This window comes from Paraburkholderia sp. UCT31, assembly GCF_014397655.1.
GTDB lineage: Bacteria > Pseudomonadota > Gammaproteobacteria > Burkholderiales > Burkholderiaceae > Paraburkholderia > Paraburkholderia tuberum.
In genome coordinates, this window is sequence record NZ_VZQP01000001.1 from 188099 (window position 1) to 202408 (window position 14310).

At 63.3% G+C, this 14310-nt stretch carries 9 protein-coding genes and 2 pseudogenes; 4 read left to right on the forward strand and 7 right to left on the reverse strand.

The genetic code is table 11. The annotated features are described in order from the left end of the window. Positions 1-21: 21 nt before the first annotated feature. Together F6X40_RS00810 and F6X40_RS00815 are read right to left on the reverse strand one after the other, a co-directional pair. Complete coding sequence (locus tag F6X40_RS00810) at positions 22-1782, reverse strand: tannase/feruloyl esterase family alpha/beta hydrolase (protein ID WP_262421318.1); 1761 nt, start codon at positions 1780-1782, stop codon at positions 22-24. A gap of 59 nt (positions 1783-1841) precedes the next feature. Further along, positions 1842-1991 (reverse strand): hypothetical protein, encoded by a 150-nt coding sequence (locus F6X40_RS00815; protein ID WP_184062814.1) that lies wholly within the window; start codon positions 1989-1991, stop codon positions 1842-1844. Between the two features lie 324 nt (positions 1992-2315). Here F6X40_RS00815 and F6X40_RS42065 point away from each other — a divergent pair. Next, a pseudogene (locus F6X40_RS42065) lies at positions 2316-2453 on the forward strand (DUF4148 domain-containing protein); the annotation flags it as partial. Between the two features lie 129 nt (positions 2454-2582). Here the strand turns inward: F6X40_RS42065 and F6X40_RS00820 are convergent. From F6X40_RS00820 to F6X40_RS00835, 4 genes are all read right to left on the reverse strand, one after another. Beyond that, a complete protein-coding gene (locus F6X40_RS00820) occupies positions 2583-4829 on the reverse strand; it encodes an EAL domain-containing protein (protein ID WP_262421319.1) in 2247 nt (748 codons plus the stop codon). 299 nt (positions 4830-5128) lie between these two features. Then, positions 5129-6490 (reverse strand): metallophosphoesterase family protein, encoded by a 1362-nt coding sequence (locus tag F6X40_RS00825; RefSeq protein WP_187626511.1) that lies wholly within the window; start codon positions 6488-6490, stop codon positions 5129-5131. Between the two features lie 212 nt (positions 6491-6702). Beyond that, positions 6703-7995 (reverse strand): NRAMP family divalent metal transporter, encoded by a 1293-nt coding sequence (locus F6X40_RS00830; RefSeq protein ID WP_187626512.1) that lies wholly within the window; start codon positions 7993-7995, stop codon positions 6703-6705. Positions 7996-8319: 324 nt separating this feature from the next. After that, positions 8320-9153: a class II glutamine amidotransferase gene (locus F6X40_RS00835; RefSeq protein WP_187626513.1), complete on the reverse strand. Its 834-nt coding sequence runs from the start codon at positions 9151-9153 to the stop codon at positions 8320-8322. 181 nt (positions 9154-9334) lie between these two features. On the opposite strand from F6X40_RS00835, the pseudogene F6X40_RS43410 reads away from it, so the two are divergent. The 3 genes and pseudogenes from F6X40_RS43410 to F6X40_RS00850 all read left to right on the forward strand — a co-directional run. Next, positions 9335-9478: pseudogene (locus F6X40_RS43410) on the forward strand (nitrate reductase); the annotation flags it as partial. Positions 9479-9726: 248 nt separating this feature from the next. Then, positions 9727-10398: a SagB/ThcOx family dehydrogenase gene (locus tag F6X40_RS00845; protein ID WP_187626514.1), complete on the forward strand. Its 672-nt coding sequence runs from the start codon at positions 9727-9729 to the stop codon at positions 10396-10398. Positions 10399-10671: 273 nt separating this feature from the next. Further along, positions 10672-11565, forward strand: a complete 894-nt coding sequence (locus F6X40_RS00850; protein ID WP_187626515.1) for a class I SAM-dependent methyltransferase — start codon at positions 10672-10674, stop codon at positions 11563-11565. A 166-nt stretch (positions 11566-11731) separates the two neighbouring features. Here the strand turns inward: F6X40_RS00850 and F6X40_RS00855 are convergent, their stop codons facing one another. Further along, positions 11732-13879 carry a molybdopterin-dependent oxidoreductase gene (locus F6X40_RS00855; RefSeq protein ID WP_187626516.1) on the reverse strand — a complete coding sequence of 716 codons (2148 nt, stop codon included), beginning with the start codon at positions 13877-13879 and terminating at the stop codon, positions 11732-11734. Between the last annotated feature and the right edge of the window lie 431 nt (positions 13880-14310).

Below are 14310 nucleotides of genomic sequence, written 5' to 3' on the forward strand. Positions count from 1 at the left end.
CAAGCCTCTCCCTGACCGGCTTCACTGCACGCAGGTAAACGAGCTCGCGCTGTTCACGTCGCCCGCGCCGTTATAGCTGGGCCACGCCGGATACTGGCATAGCGGCCGCGTGCGTCCCGGCACACCCGCCGTGTCGGTGACCACCTGATGCGCCGGCGGTGTGCCGTGCTCGACCCAGTTCTCCAGCGTCGTCAGCGAGTCCCACGACGCATTGAACTCGGTGCCGACCGCGTGCTGCAGCCCCGGAATCTCATAGAAGCGCGCGAACGAGCCGACCGCGCCAAAGCCCATCGTCACCAGCATGCGCTGATAGTAGATCTCGGTTGCCCGCGTGCTGACGGTCTGATCGACGGTGCCGTGCGCCATCAGCAACTTGCCGCCGTGCTGCATGAAGGGCGTCAGGTTCGCATCGGTCGCGTCAAGCCCCGACAGCATGCTGACGCGGCCGGACCATCGACCGGCAATCGCGGGGTTGTACTGCAGCGAGTCTGCGTCCGGGTCGTCCATCACCGTGTAGCGGACGAAGTCGTCGGCGATCTGGCCGTCGAACATCGCGGTGCTTTGCAGCGGATACGACGGCTGCGTCGTGCCGAGCGCGAGCGTCGTGACGGTGCCTTCGAGCGGTGAACTGCTGCCCACCCCGAGATCGGCGCCATACACGTTATAGCCGGGATACAGCGTTTCGCCGCTTTCGAGCGGGTACGCAAACACGAGCGGCGTGTTCATCGTGTTCAGCGCCGCGATCTGCCGGTCCGACAGGCACGTGTCGCCGCGCGCGATACCGCCGGCGCAACGCAAAGGCTTGCCGTCGACGCTGGCCGTCGCCGGGTTGAACGTCGCATTGCACGCCTGCACGTTGCTGATGAGACCGTCGACTACGCCGTCGAGTCCGTCGCAAGCCTGCATGACCGCGTTGAGCAGCAGCGCGCGCTGCGCTGTGTCGAGATACGCGCCGGGCGCTGCGAAGCCTTCGGTCACGCGCAATTGCTGAAGGCTCAGCGTCGTAAAGTCGTACGCGGGATAGAACGCGATGATGCCGTCCCAGTCGCGCGGCCAGCGCTGCGCGACGGTCAGCGCCTCGCGCCCGCCAGTTGAGCCGCCCGCGAAATACGCCCTGGACGGATGCGTGCCGTAATGCGCGTCGATGATCACGAGCGAGGCGTCATGCGTTTTCTTCAGCGCTTCTCCCATGAAGTTGTCGTAGGCCTCGGCGTTGACGGAGAACGCGCCGTTCACCGAACCGTTGGTCGCCTCGTGCCCGGAATCGCTCGCGAACACCGCGTAGCCGCGCGACAACGGTCCCGGCAGAGCCGCCGGCGCGCTCGGCACGTTACCTGTGATGGCGGGAATCGAGCCGTCGAAACCCCCGCCGCCGAGCATCAGGATCTTGCCGTTCCACTCGTCCGGCAACGCGACGTTGAACAGGATGTCTGGCGCGGATGGATCGACCGGATGAATCGCGCCGGCCACGAGGCAGTACGACCCGGTAGCCGTCGCACCGCTGCCGCTCGCGGCCATCTGGGTCGTCGAGGTGACGACGGCGCCTGTCGTCGGCAAACCGATCTCACGGGCGCGGATGGTCAATCCATTCAGATTCGGACAGCTGAGTTTCGATCGGGGTGGTGGCTCGTGCCTTTTGCATGCCTCGCCCTGGCATTGTCCTGCTGTCGAACCCGCGTACGCGCCGTGGCTCCACATCGCGCACAGCGCCAGCACACAGCAGGCCCCCACCCACGACGGCACGCGCCCACGCGCGCGCCACGACTCTCTGCTCAAGTTCATCGCCGTGTCTCCTTCCAATGAGGCCTGGAGACGGCACCGGACGTCGCGGCATCAGCCCCCTATGCCATGACGTACCCATGACCTTTGACCTTTGTTGTTTTTGCCAACGGCGCGGCCACCGCGTGCGCAACGCCACGTCGCGTCTTGCGCGCAATACCGCCCGACACCGCATATCCGCACTTGCATTCGATTTGGTAGAAGTCTTTCATCGGCCTGTCGATGTGGTTCCGGTCGGCCAGAATTAACCAATCAATCATAGTCGGCTAACTCACGCAACGCGCGCCGAATCGTCATCGCGGGCGCACCAGAGTGTCGTACTCGCTCGACACTGCGAAGCCACGTAAATCGAATCGGGAATAACCACCGCATCCCCGCGTTCTTGCAGGTAAGACTGACGGCAAATGGGTGATCAAATGAACATCGTCGATATGGCCCGCGCATCGGAACAGGTCGTGACGCACGAGACCAGCGGGACGTTCGCATGACGTTGCGGATACAAGCCGCGTTGCGCCGGATGCAACTCGGCTCCGGCACTCGAGGAGCTGGAAGCGGCCGGATATAACCCGTCGGTCGGCGACGATGGTTCGTATCCCGCCGACATTCAAGCTGCCGAAACGAAGGTCGCGGCCATGCATCGAGTGGAAAGAGGCGCGGCGATGAGTGCGGGATAGAGCGGGCAACCGGTGCGCACGCATTGAGGGCAAAGGCGAGAACCGGAACGGAAGCGGGTTGGCTGCGTCATCGTATGTAGGTCGAGGCCGGCAATCGCTGATTGCGCCCGGTCGTCGCGGAGCTGTTCGTCAGTGGGAGCAGTAGCTGGTTGCTCCCGCTGCGGACAAAGGCACGAAGCGTTCGCACTGAACCAGATTCTCCGCATTCATCGGCTTCGTCAAAAAGAACCCTTGCACGTAGTCGCAGCCTGCGTCGCGCAGCGCATGCAGCTGTGGATTCGTTTCGACACCTTCGGCCGTCACTTTGATGCCGAGTTCGTGCGACATCTGAATGATGCCCCGAACGATCGACGCGGCCGCCGCGTCGCGGCCCAGCCGGGCCGTAAACGAGCGGTCGATCTTGACGATGTCCGGCGAAAAATCGGCCAGATAACGCAGGCTCGAGTATCCCGTTCCGAAGTCGTCGATGGCGATGCGCACGCCAAGCCGCTTGAGCGCCATCAGCGTTGCCTGCGCGAGTGAGGGGTTTACCATCAACGCGCTTTCGGTCAGTTCGATCTGGAGGCAGCGCGGCGGCACCCGGTGTTTTCGCAGCGCCTGGTCGACTATGGCGACAAGCGAGTCATCCCTGAGCTGACGCGCGGACACGTTCACCGACATGGACAGCTCTTTCCTTCCGGCGGCCTGCCAGACGGCCAGTTGAGCGAGGGCCGCGTCCACGACCCATGCCCCGACTTCGACGATGAACCCGCTTTCTTCGAGGATCGGAATGAAGCTGCCCGGACCCACCAGGCCTCGTGCTGGATGATTCCATCGGACCAGTGCTTCGACGCCTTTCACCGCCAGAGAGGCTGGCTCATGAATACCCTGGAAATGCAGCACGAATTGGTTCGACGCCAGCGCCGTGGGCAGACTGCACTCGAGTTCGAAATCGCCGAGCACATCGCTGGATGCTTCGTCGGCGAACCGGAAGCCGTTGCGACCGCCTTTTTTCGCCGCATACATCGCGATATCCGCGCTCGTCAGCAGCGCCTCGTGATTGCGGCCGTGCTCGGGAAAGATCGATATGCCGATCGACGCCGTGACGAATGGCGCGGCGTGGTCTTTTCGAACGTCGCTTGAAAACAGGTTCAGCAGAGACTGCGCCAGGCTCGCCAACGTGGCCTTGTCGCTCTCGCCCCTGACGATCACCGCGAACTCGTCTCCGCCGAGGCGCGCTACACAGGCATCCGGCGCAAGCGCTCCCTGAATGACTTTGGCGATGTCCTGCAACAGACGGTCAGCGGCCGTATGGCCCGCCGTATCGTTCAGGACCTTGAATCGGTCGAGATCGACGAACATCAGGCTGAAGGCGACGTTCTGCCTGCAAAGCGTCTTCATCTGGCGGATCAGCGCGCCCCGGTTAGCCAAACCTGTCAGGCCATCGGTGTAGGCCAGATGGTCGAGCGCCGCGAGGCGCTCCTGTTCCAGCGTGATGTCCTCGCTGACACCGACGATGCGCACCACGTTCGCGGAGCCGTCGCACACGGGATAGGCCGTGCTTCTGATCCAGCGCAGGCAACCATCCGGACGGCGGATGCGGTATTCGACGCGACCTTCCGCCACTTCGGACGCGACGCGGTCCATCTCGGCGAGCAATGGCTCCAGATCCTCCGGCACCACGAGATCGAGCCACGCGGAAGGCCTGTTGCCAAGCTCTTGAGGCGTAATGCCGAACACGCTTTCGACACCTGCGCTGACATGATGACAGTGTTCAAAATGCGAGCTATACGAATAGAACACGAGCCGGACATGCAACTCCATCTCATGCATCAATTCATCGCGTTCGCGCAGTGTCTTCAACAGCTCGGATTGCTGGGTGACGTCCTCGGAAGCACAAAGCAGCGCGCTCACCGCACCGTCGTCGCCCGTCACTGGCGTGAGCGTGGAGTTCCACCACCTGGTACGCCCCCTCGTCGTCGCGCAGCTTCCAGTGAACGATGTGCTCTTGCCGGAAACGGCGCCCGCCAAAGCCTTCTCGGCCGCCGTGCGGTCCTCGCCGGTCCAGAATGCGAGCCAGTCCGCGCCGGACAGTTGCTCCGGTGACTCCGCTTCCATCAACATCGCGCCATGCTCCGACACCCGCAGCATTTTTCCGTCGGTAGCGAGCACCTTCAGGCAGTCGCGATTCGCGTGCAGAAGCCCGCTCGCCAGTGCGGTGGCGGCGCTTTGCCGCGCGTAATCCAGGCCGAGTTTGCGACGAACGATCGCGAGACCGGCGACGCCCGACACCATCGACAATGCGACACGTAGGGTAATCGCCGCTTCACCGGCCGCTTGATGCACAAGAGCACCGATGCCAACGCCGGCAACGACGGCAATGCAGAGACTCGACAACGGTATGGTCCTGCGTTGACCGTACCGCGACAGGAAATAGGAAAGAAACTGCTGGTTGCGGGCTGACCAGCCATTGGCATGTGCGTCGCTATCGACCCGGGACTCAATCGGTTTGGTTTCTTTAGGGCACGAAGCCGCTTTGAATCTCACGCTGTTCTCCGGCTACCGGATTGAGCGACGGCTCGAACGCTGCGAGCCGCCTCACTTTTATTATTACGGTAGGAAGTCACAAATCTTTAATGCGGGGAAACGCGCGGGAACCGCGGTTCGCATGAGATCGGGGGCGGATTGCGCGCCCATCAGCCTTGGTGGGGCTTGACCTGCGCGAACTGACGAATGCGCTCCGCAAGAGCGGGTATTCCCGAGTCGCGAGCCACGTAGTGAGCGACCTGCCGGGTGGCCAGATCGATGGTCACCTGATCGTCGGGGGTCTTCGTGTTGGGTCCGTCAACGGCGGGATGGTATTCGATACGCAGTTGCCTCGCGTTGGCGACGAGCCGTAAATAGCCGAAGTTGCGGTCGTCGTAGCTTTCGAGGACCACGGCATCCGTGTCTTTCGACGCAGCCTGGATCAGCTGCGGCGCGCGAAGGGGCGGCTGTCCGTTGGTGGTGAGTCGCTGTACGGCGTGACCGCCGTTCCCGCAAACGATGTAAGGGATGTGGGTGCCATCGGAACGGGTTCGCGTAAAGCGCTGATAGTTGTGCGCGTGTCCCGCGAGGTCGGCATGCGGCCAGATACCGACCTCATTGCAAACGGTATCGATCTGCTGTTGCATTTCGACGCTCCAGCCATGACGGCCACGCGCCACATAGGGCGGATGGTGATGCGCGAAAAGCAGGGCGCCTCGATAGTTCTCTTTCTTCACCCGCAATAACGCCGCTTTCAGGAACTTCAGCTGGCTGTTGCCGATGTGACGGTCCGCGATCACGCCTGGGTCCTCGAGCGTATTGCTGTACAACGCAATGATGCGCACGAACGGCGCCTCGAACGTGAAGAAAACGCCTGGCTGAATTTGCGCCGTCCGTGAAAGATTGCCCGCATCGGGAGAGACCTGGAAGCAGTCGGAGCAGAAGTTCCTCAGAAACGCCTGCAGGCTCTTCTCATGCTGCAACGGCGAAACCATTCCGTCGTGATTGCCGGCAGCGGCGAGAATCGGCGCATGATAGTTGCGGTACGGCTCATAGAACTGATCGTAGTAATACTGCGCTTCGCCAAAGCTGTAGACGATGTCGCCCAGCAGGAAGTTGAATTGCGGCACCTCGGCGGGATCGGCTTCGTCGAAGTCGCTGACCATCTTGTCCGAAACTTCATTCTGGGTGGACGGACCTTTCGTACTGCCGCAATCGCCGGTGGCGTGAAAGACGATCTGTCCGCTCGCGCTGATCGTATCGAGGAGCTTCTGGTTGTTGTCCACCACCTCCACAAACGTCAGCCGGGGCTCGGTGCCGCCGCGCGGTGGCGGAAACGGCAGCGCCTTCAGCTTGTGCTCGCGGTTCAGTTCGTCGATGACCTTGTAGGCTGCGGCATCGGATGCGTGCCTGACCACGAAAGTTTGCGGGTCCGGCGTGGGTTGTGGCTGCGAGAAAACGGGCGCGGCGAGAATCCTGTCGCTGCGGTTGCCGCGTGCGGTTGGCGATTCATCTGAACGCTTTTTCGGCATTTGCAATCCTCCTTGATCGTCGAACGGGAGCGGCCTCGCTGTTGTCGGCAAACCGTCAGCATGTGACGGCGCTGTCGCTGGCCGGATGCACCGTTCAGACGAACCTGAAACGGGGAAGTTCAGATTCGCTTGCCGTTGCGCAACCCGTGCGGCCCGAATTGCGGCGCACCTCTGTTCCGTGCGCAAGCCGGGTTCACGGTGGCACGCGTCTGTTACGACGGTACGAACATGCCTACAGCCGCCAGCGCCATCGCGAGCGTTGCGAGCCATCCTCCCCAGGCCAGCACGCCCTTGACGGCGAACTGTCCCATGACCCGCCGGCTTCGCGCCATCAGCATCATGATGACCATGATCGGCACCGCGGTAACGCCATTGATCACCGCGCTCCAGTACAGCGCGCGGATCGGGTCGAAATGCATGAAGGTGATGGCCACACCGCCCAGGATGGCCAGTGCGATCACCGCATAGAATTCACGCGCGAGTGTCAGATGCAACGCGAGACTGCTGCGCCAGCGAAAGCTGCCCGCGGCGGCGTAGGCGGCCGAGCCGGCGAGGACCGGCAGCGCGAGCAGGCCGGTTCCGATGATGCCGAGCGCAAACAGGACGTAAGCGAAGCGCCCGGCAAACGGCTCGAGCGCGCGCGCGGCATCGGCCGAGGTTTTCACGTCGATGTGATGCAGATGCAGCGTAGCCGCCGCCGTCAACATGATGAAGAATGCAACGAAGTTGGACACCCCCATGCCAACCCACGTATCGAAACGGATCCTTCGCAACTGCGCGGGCGCCTGGTGCGGTACGCGGCGCAACGGCGCCTGTTCCGGTGCCGAGCGCATTTCTTCGACTTCCTGCGACGCCTGCCAGAAGAACAGGTACGGACTGATCGTCGTGCCCAGCACCGCGACGACCATGGTCAGATAGTCCGACGTCAGCGAGATGCGCGGCAACACAATGGCGCGCGCGACTTCACCCCAGGGGATCGGAACGATGAATGCGACCGCGACGTACGAAAGAAGCGAGAGGGCGGTCCACTTCAGAACGCGCGCATAACTGTCGTAGGGGACAAAAATCTGCAGAACGACGCAGAGCGTCCCGAGGCCGACGACATAAAGGTGCTGCGGACCTGGCAGCAGCAATTCGGCCGCGGCGCCCATCGCCGACAGATCGGCGGCGATGTTGATCACGTTCGCCACGACGAGCAGGGCGACCGCGCCGTACAGCAGCCATGCCGGATAATGCGCGCGTATGTTGGACGCGAGGCCCTTGCCGGTTACCCGGCCAATCTGCGCGCTCACCAGCTGTATTGCGGTCATCAATGGATACGTGATCAGGATCACCCACAGAAGGTTGAATCCGAACTGCGCGCCGGCCTGCGAATAGGTGCCGATTCCTGACGGATCGTCGTCCGCGGCGCCCGTGATCAGGCCAGGGCCCAGGCGTCTGATCCAGGATCGCTCCACGGAATCGCGTACGGCGGATTCCGGCTCGATCAATTTTTCGTCGTTCATATATGTGTCACCTCGCGGCAACGTTTAGCAAGTCGCGGGCCCGGGCGTTCGTGCCAGCGTCGCGCGGCTTCGGGAGGCGGGCATAGGAATCGGCTGCACATCATGGACGCGCTCGACGAGCGCACCGGCGAAGGTGCGCAAGGCGCCTTCGCTGAAAGTGCGCGGAAATGCGGGTTTCTAAACGGAGTAACGAACTTTGGGCCGTGCCGGTGGACACCGTCACGCATGGTGCGCAAGAGGCTTCGTCCGCAACTGGATCTCGTCGATCGCGTCAGGCAAGTCTTCGAGCACGATTGGCTTGGCGCGACTCAGTCCATGCGCGGCTCAGTCCAGTCGCGGCTTGAACGCATACTGCCCAATCTCGCCGCCGCGCGCGACCACCGCCGTGCTCTCGGGAATTTCCTCCCAAAAGCCCGCCAAGTCCTCGAGCGGCTCGGACAACACGAGGAACGCATTCTCGCCGGCCGCCTTGATGCGCTCGTCGTCGGGATACAACTCGCGCAGATGACGGACCGACGTGCTGTGAAACAGCGAGCGCGACTGTCCTTCGCTCGAATAGCGGACCGCGATGATCTGCTCGCCGTCGGTCGCGCACACGGTCATGTTCAGCGGTTCATCCACGCCATGCCGGCGGCCGGTGGCTTCGACGAATCCGACCATCCGTTCGAGCGCGGTGACGGGCGCGAACTCCAGCCCGAAGGTCAGCGCGAGAAAAAACAGCACCTCGGAATCGGTCGAGCCTTCGATGGACGGGAACAGATCGGGGTCGATCTTTACCATCAGGTCGCGGCGCACCGCCGGATAGTTGCGCACCAGGCCGTTGTGCGCGAACAGCCAGCGGCCGTGGCGGAACGGATGACAGTTGGTTTCCTGCGACGGCGTGTCGGTCGCCGCGCGCACGTGCGCGACGAACAGCGGCGAGTGGATTGCCCGCGCGGCCTCGCGTAGATTGCGGTCGCTCCACGCGGGCTGGATGCAGCGGTAGCGAAACGGAATGTCAGTGGGATGTCCATACCAGCCGATCCCGAAACCGTCGCCATTGGTGGTGGTGGCGCCGAGCCGGGAATGCATGCTCTGATCGATCAGCGAATGCCGGGCGTGGAACAGCACGGTTTCGAGCTGAAGCGGATTGCCGGTATAAGCGAGCCAGCGGCACATGATTGCTCTCCTGTCGGTTGCGCATGACAACCCTACACCACCCGCGGGCGGCGATTGTAGGACCAAAGTCCGATTGAGGCAGACACCGTACCTGTCACTATGCCAGATGGCGTTTAGGTGCTTGCGTGCCGGGCATCGCTTTGAGCTTGCACCGGCCTGATCTGATAGAGGCAGGACGCGCATGAGCCACTTTCTGGACAGGTTACGTTACTTCACGGCCCCCCGTCCCCAGTCCTCGGATGGTCATGATGCTGTCACAGATGAACACCGGCAATGGGAGGATGCTGACCGCCAGCGCCGGCAGCACGACAAGATAGTTCGCTCCATGGGCGTCGTCACCGGGATCGTCTGGGTTTCGCTGATCCTGATCTACCTGTCGGAAGTGCGGCGCACACCGGTCGTGGGTTCCGTCGCTTAGCCGTGTTCGTGTTTGCTCCGCGCGAATGGTCGACTGCGCCGTTGCCGCTCGACGGACCGCCCCGCAACAGACGAGGCGGCAAATCTGCAGCACTGAGATTCGCGCAGGCTGCAGGCTCTGCCGGCCAGCCTGCTTTTTTGCTGATGGAGGTGCCGATGAAACGCCGTGAACTGTTGGTTGCGCTGGCCGCAGGCGCGCTCGCCGAGGGTTCTACCGGCCTGGCGCAGGCAAGCCAGGCGAAATTCACCGGTCAGATCGATCTGCCCAAGCCCAACCTCAAAGGCACGCTGTCCCTCGAAGAAGCCATCGAGAAGCGCAGGTCCGTGCGCAGATTCGCGCCAAAGCCGCTGCCCGTCGAGGCCATTGGCCAACTGCTGTGGGCCGGGCAGGGCATCACCAGCTCGGACGGCAAGCGCGCGGCTCCGGCGGCCGGCGCTTTGTACGCGCTCGAACTTTACGTGGTGACCGCCACGGAGGTGATGCACTATCTGCCTGATGGCCACCGGGCCGAGACGCGGGCGACCCACGACCTGCGCCCCGAGCTGAGAGCACTGGCGGTCAACCAGGCGTCCGTCGAGGCGGCCCCGGCCTTGCTCGTGGTGGCCGCCGATCCCAGTCGGCTGACCGCGAGGTATGGCGGGAGAGCGAATCTGTATGCCGATCTCGAGGTCGGGCACGCGACCCAGAACATGCTGCTCCAGGTCGTCTCGCTTGGGCTCGTCGCGGTGCCCGTGGGCGCCGTCGACGGAGCTCCGGCGGCGCGCAAGCTCGGCCTGCCGCACGCCCAGACCGTCGTCTATTTGGTCCCGGTAGGTTTTCCGGTCTAAGTCATTGCGTGAGAATGAAATGAACGCGCCCCACCCGCGAACGAAAGGTGCTCGATACTTTCAAACAGGACCTGGACCTCGCGTTCGATACGCTGACGGCAATAGAAGACACCTACAAGGCATCGCCCGCTCCCTGACACGCGGGCTCGAGGACTGGGGTCCTTCCCGGCGCGACGGCATGCGCGGACATCGATGCACCGGCCAGCAGTGCGGCAAACACGAACTTCGAAGGAGCGGGTATCGTGTGTGCCATGTCAACTCCGCGCGGTGCCTATGAAGCCGATTCTCGTGCGCTCGACCCTGGTGGAATATTCGAAGCGTCGTGCTGTCCGTTTCGCGATGACGGTGATCGCGACGATCATGGCCGGATGCGTTTCCTCCTCACAGCTGAGCGGTCATGTCACGCCTTCGCAAGCTTCCGAGGCGAAGGCGCTCGACCTGGCGGTCGCCAATCCGCAACGCAGTCAGACCGCCCGGGCGCGCGACGTCTATCGTCACCCGGCGCAGACGTTGCGCTTCTTCGATCTGAGTCCGACGCAAACCGTGCTGGAGATCGCGCCGGGCGGCGGGTGGTACACGGACATTCTGGCGCCCTATCTGCACGACGCGGGTCACCTGTACGAAGCGCAATATCTGAGCACGTCCGCGGACCTGGCCTCGGAAGACCGGTCAATCGATGCAGAGTATTTGCGCAAGCTCGCGGGTGCCCCCGCAATCTACGGGAACGTCGTGGTCGGCACATTGCACGCGGGCCAGTTTTTCGGCTTCGATGCACACGAGCGGTTCGATCGCGTGCTTACTTTTCGCAACATTCACAACTGGATCAAGGATGGGCAGCTCGATGCCAATCTGCGTGCGTTCCATGACGCGCTGAAGCACGGGGGCGAACTTGGTGTGGAAGAACATCGCGCCCGGCCCGGCTCGACGGTACAGCAGATGATCGAATCCGGATATGTGACTGAAGCTTTCGTGATTGACCGGGCACAGGCGGCCGGCTTCGTGCTCGCGCAACGCAGCGAAATCAACGCGAACGCGCGAGATACGAAAGATTATCCGCATGGCGTATGGTCGCTGCCGCCGGGCTACGCGGGCGGTGACGTCGACCGCTCGCGCTACGCCGCAATCGGTGAATCGGATCGCATGACGCTGAGATTCGTCAAGCCTTAGCGTGTTCTACGGGCGCCAGCCGCGGGCGGCAATCGGCCGACGCGTTGGGCTGCGCTCAGTTTGTTGCACGACCCGCAGTAGCGTATCGACGGCAGGACGGCCGGGTAGCTGCATCGTCGCGCTCGGAAACAAATCGTTCGATTCGAACGGGGTTCTCTCTTGCGATTCAGACTACAGCTTCGATGCGTACCGGCATCGCGCTCATTACCGGCATGGCGTTGATCGGATCAAGACCAACTGTAGTGCTGAGCAACTGGTTTGGATTGGCGCCGGCGTAGGTCTCGGGCTCATCATCGGGCATCGGTCCCCAGCCGTGCGGGATGGACACGACGCCTCGGCGCAGCGCGGCGTCCCCTTTGACGATGGCTCGAATGCGGCCGTACGGCGAAACAATGGCCACGCACTGGCCTTCGGTCAGTCCTTGAGCAGCCAGGTCATCGGGATGCACAAAGGCCGGATTGAACGGCATGCGTCGGCGCACCGCGGGCAGGTGGTGGTACATGGTGTTCTGCACGTCGCGCACGCGCCGCACCGCCAGGCGATGCGTGAACCCCGGCGGGGCCCCCGCTTCGTTCAGTACGCCCGCCAGTTCGCACTCGACGTCGTCCGGCATCACGTCGAAGCGCGCGGCGTTCCCTGGCTCGCCGGGCTGCACGATCATCGGTTCGATCTCGTAGACTTTCCCTTGTGGGTACAGCTTCAGTTCGTCAAATGAGATCGAGCCGTGGCGAACCAGGATCGCCAGCAGCTCTTCGGTGGTCGGAGCTGCGCGCATATCGAGCGGAACGTCGTCGAATATGACGGTCTTGCCCAGGCGCCGCGCCAGATCCCAGAATACGAACCAGTCGTCCACGACTTCGGATCCCTCCGGCGGCGTCGCCACGGCGGCCGAGTATTGTGCGTAAGGCTGAAACATGATGTAGGACTCATAGTCGCGCGAATGCAGGTCGGCGCGCTCGAACATCAGCTTCGGTGGAATCACGTAGTGCGCGAGCCGCGCAGTGTTAGTCATGAAAGGCTCGATGCATACCAGCAGTTGCAGTTGGCGCAGCGCATCGGCGATGCGGCGCTGGTCGGGCACGGCATCGACTGGATTGCCGCCGTCGACCAACAGCGCGCGGATCTGGCCGGCGCCAGGCGTAGTGACTTCCTGGGCCAGCGTGCCGCTCATCTTCTGGCCGAACAGCATGCCATAGCCGCCGACACGGCTCTTCCAGCCGGATTCCCAGGAGCGGCGTGGCGCAATCACTTCGGCCCGGCGCTGGTAGCGTGGGGCGACTACGCCGGGGTTCGGTACAGGGTCGCCGGGGCGAGCGAAGCGGCCACACACGACGTTGATGCATTCGACCAGGTGCTCGGCCAGATTGGAGTGCGGCGCCATGTTGGGCCCGGTTCCCGACGCGGCCGAGCCACGCTTGCGGCGCAGGCCGCCGGCCTCCCGGACCGGTTCCGCGAAGGCCGCAGCGGCGGCTTCGAGCCCTTCGACGCTTACGCCGGCGCGCCGGGCGACGTATTCGGGCGTGAACGGCTCGACCGCGCGCGCCAGTCGTCGCAGGTCCTTGACGTAGCGCGCGCAGAATTCAGCATCGTGCCAGCCGCGACACAGAATGATGCGCAGCAGGCCAGCCAGGACGGTCGGGTCCTCGCCCGGCAGCACCTGCAGGAAGACATCGGCATGGCGGGCGGTCTCTGTCTCTCGTGGATCAATCACCACCAGCTTCAGGCCGCGCTCCTTCGCTTCGTGGAGCTGCTTGACCGGATTCTGCAATGCAAAGTTGAACGTGGATAGCGACACCAGCGGATTGGTGCCGACGAACAATAGCGCGTCGGCGAGCGCATACGGATCTTTGCCGGCGGCCCAGCCGCCCAGTCGCTCAAATGCCACCCATTTGGCTGACTGGTCGATGGTCATTGTAGAGAAAAACGAATTCGAACCCAGCGCCGCGAGGAAGGCGGGCAACATATGATTGGCGGCGAGGTTAGAGTAGTTCATGGTGCCGCGAAAGGCTGCGACCGCATCGGCGCCGTGGCGCTCGATCAGTGCCTGGAGTTGCGCCGCGATCTCGGCCAGCATCACGTCAAGGGGCATCTGCACGAAACTGCCATCGGGCTGCCGTTTCAGCGGGTGCAGGAGCCGCTCCGCGCTGTTATGCGCCTCATGCAGATACGCGCCCTTGATGCAGGCGTAGCCGCGCGTGAGCGGATTGTCGCGGTCGCCGCGCGCAGCAACGACGCGTCCGGCGTCGTCCAGGGTCAAGCGCAGTGAACAGTTGCCGGCGCAGATGCGGCAGGCGGTGACGGCTTCGCGTGGCACGGCGAGCTCCTCCTGTAGTGTGGCCCACACCTCGTAACCACCCACAACTTTCGGCGTAAAGGTTAAAGCCGAGCCGGATACCTGCGCGACGACAGAGCACCCGCATACGACTAGCGTTAGATCGCCGCCAGATTGCGGCCGTCCATTCGCCATTATAAACGACGTTCATATTTTGGCAAATAGCCCGGCGACCTGTTGCGAGCGCCGCTGCCCGCAAGTCCGGCACGCCGCGCCCCGGCAGGGACATCGGGCCTCGCGACGGCCCGTCGCACGAGAAGCACGAACTCAATCCTCACCGGCGTCATGAGAGCCCAAGCTATCGCTCTTCCCGATCAACTTTCTCGCGATGGCCTTCGCGCGCGTCATGTCATCGGCAGGCGCTGGTGCCGCGTTCGCACCTGCCTGCGCGGTGGCGCTGGTGCTTAGCGCTC

Excerpts from the sequence above, each read along its gene's own strand:
- F6X40_RS00810 (WP_262421318.1), bottom strand. The coding sequence starts at position 1,782 with ATGAACTTGAGCAGAGAGTCGTGGCGCGCGCGTGGGCGCGTGCCGTCG.
- F6X40_RS00815 (WP_184062814.1), bottom strand. The coding sequence starts at position 1,991 with ATGAAAGACTTCTACCAAATCGAATGCAAGTGCGGATATGCGGTGTCG.
- F6X40_RS00825 (WP_187626511.1), bottom strand. The coding sequence starts at position 6,490 with ATGCCGAAAAAGCGTTCAGATGAATCGCCAACCGCACGCGGCAACCGC.
- F6X40_RS00830 (WP_187626512.1), bottom strand. The coding sequence starts at position 7,995 with ATGAACGACGAAAAATTGATCGAGCCGGAATCCGCCGTACGCGATTCC.
- F6X40_RS00835 (WP_187626513.1), bottom strand. The coding sequence starts at position 9,153 with ATGTGCCGCTGGCTCGCTTATACCGGCAATCCGCTTCAGCTCGAAACC.
- F6X40_RS00845 (WP_187626514.1), top strand. The coding sequence starts at position 9,727 with ATGAAACGCCGTGAACTGTTGGTTGCGCTGGCCGCAGGCGCGCTCGCC.
- F6X40_RS00850 (WP_187626515.1), top strand. The coding sequence starts at position 10,672 with ATGAAGCCGATTCTCGTGCGCTCGACCCTGGTGGAATATTCGAAGCGT.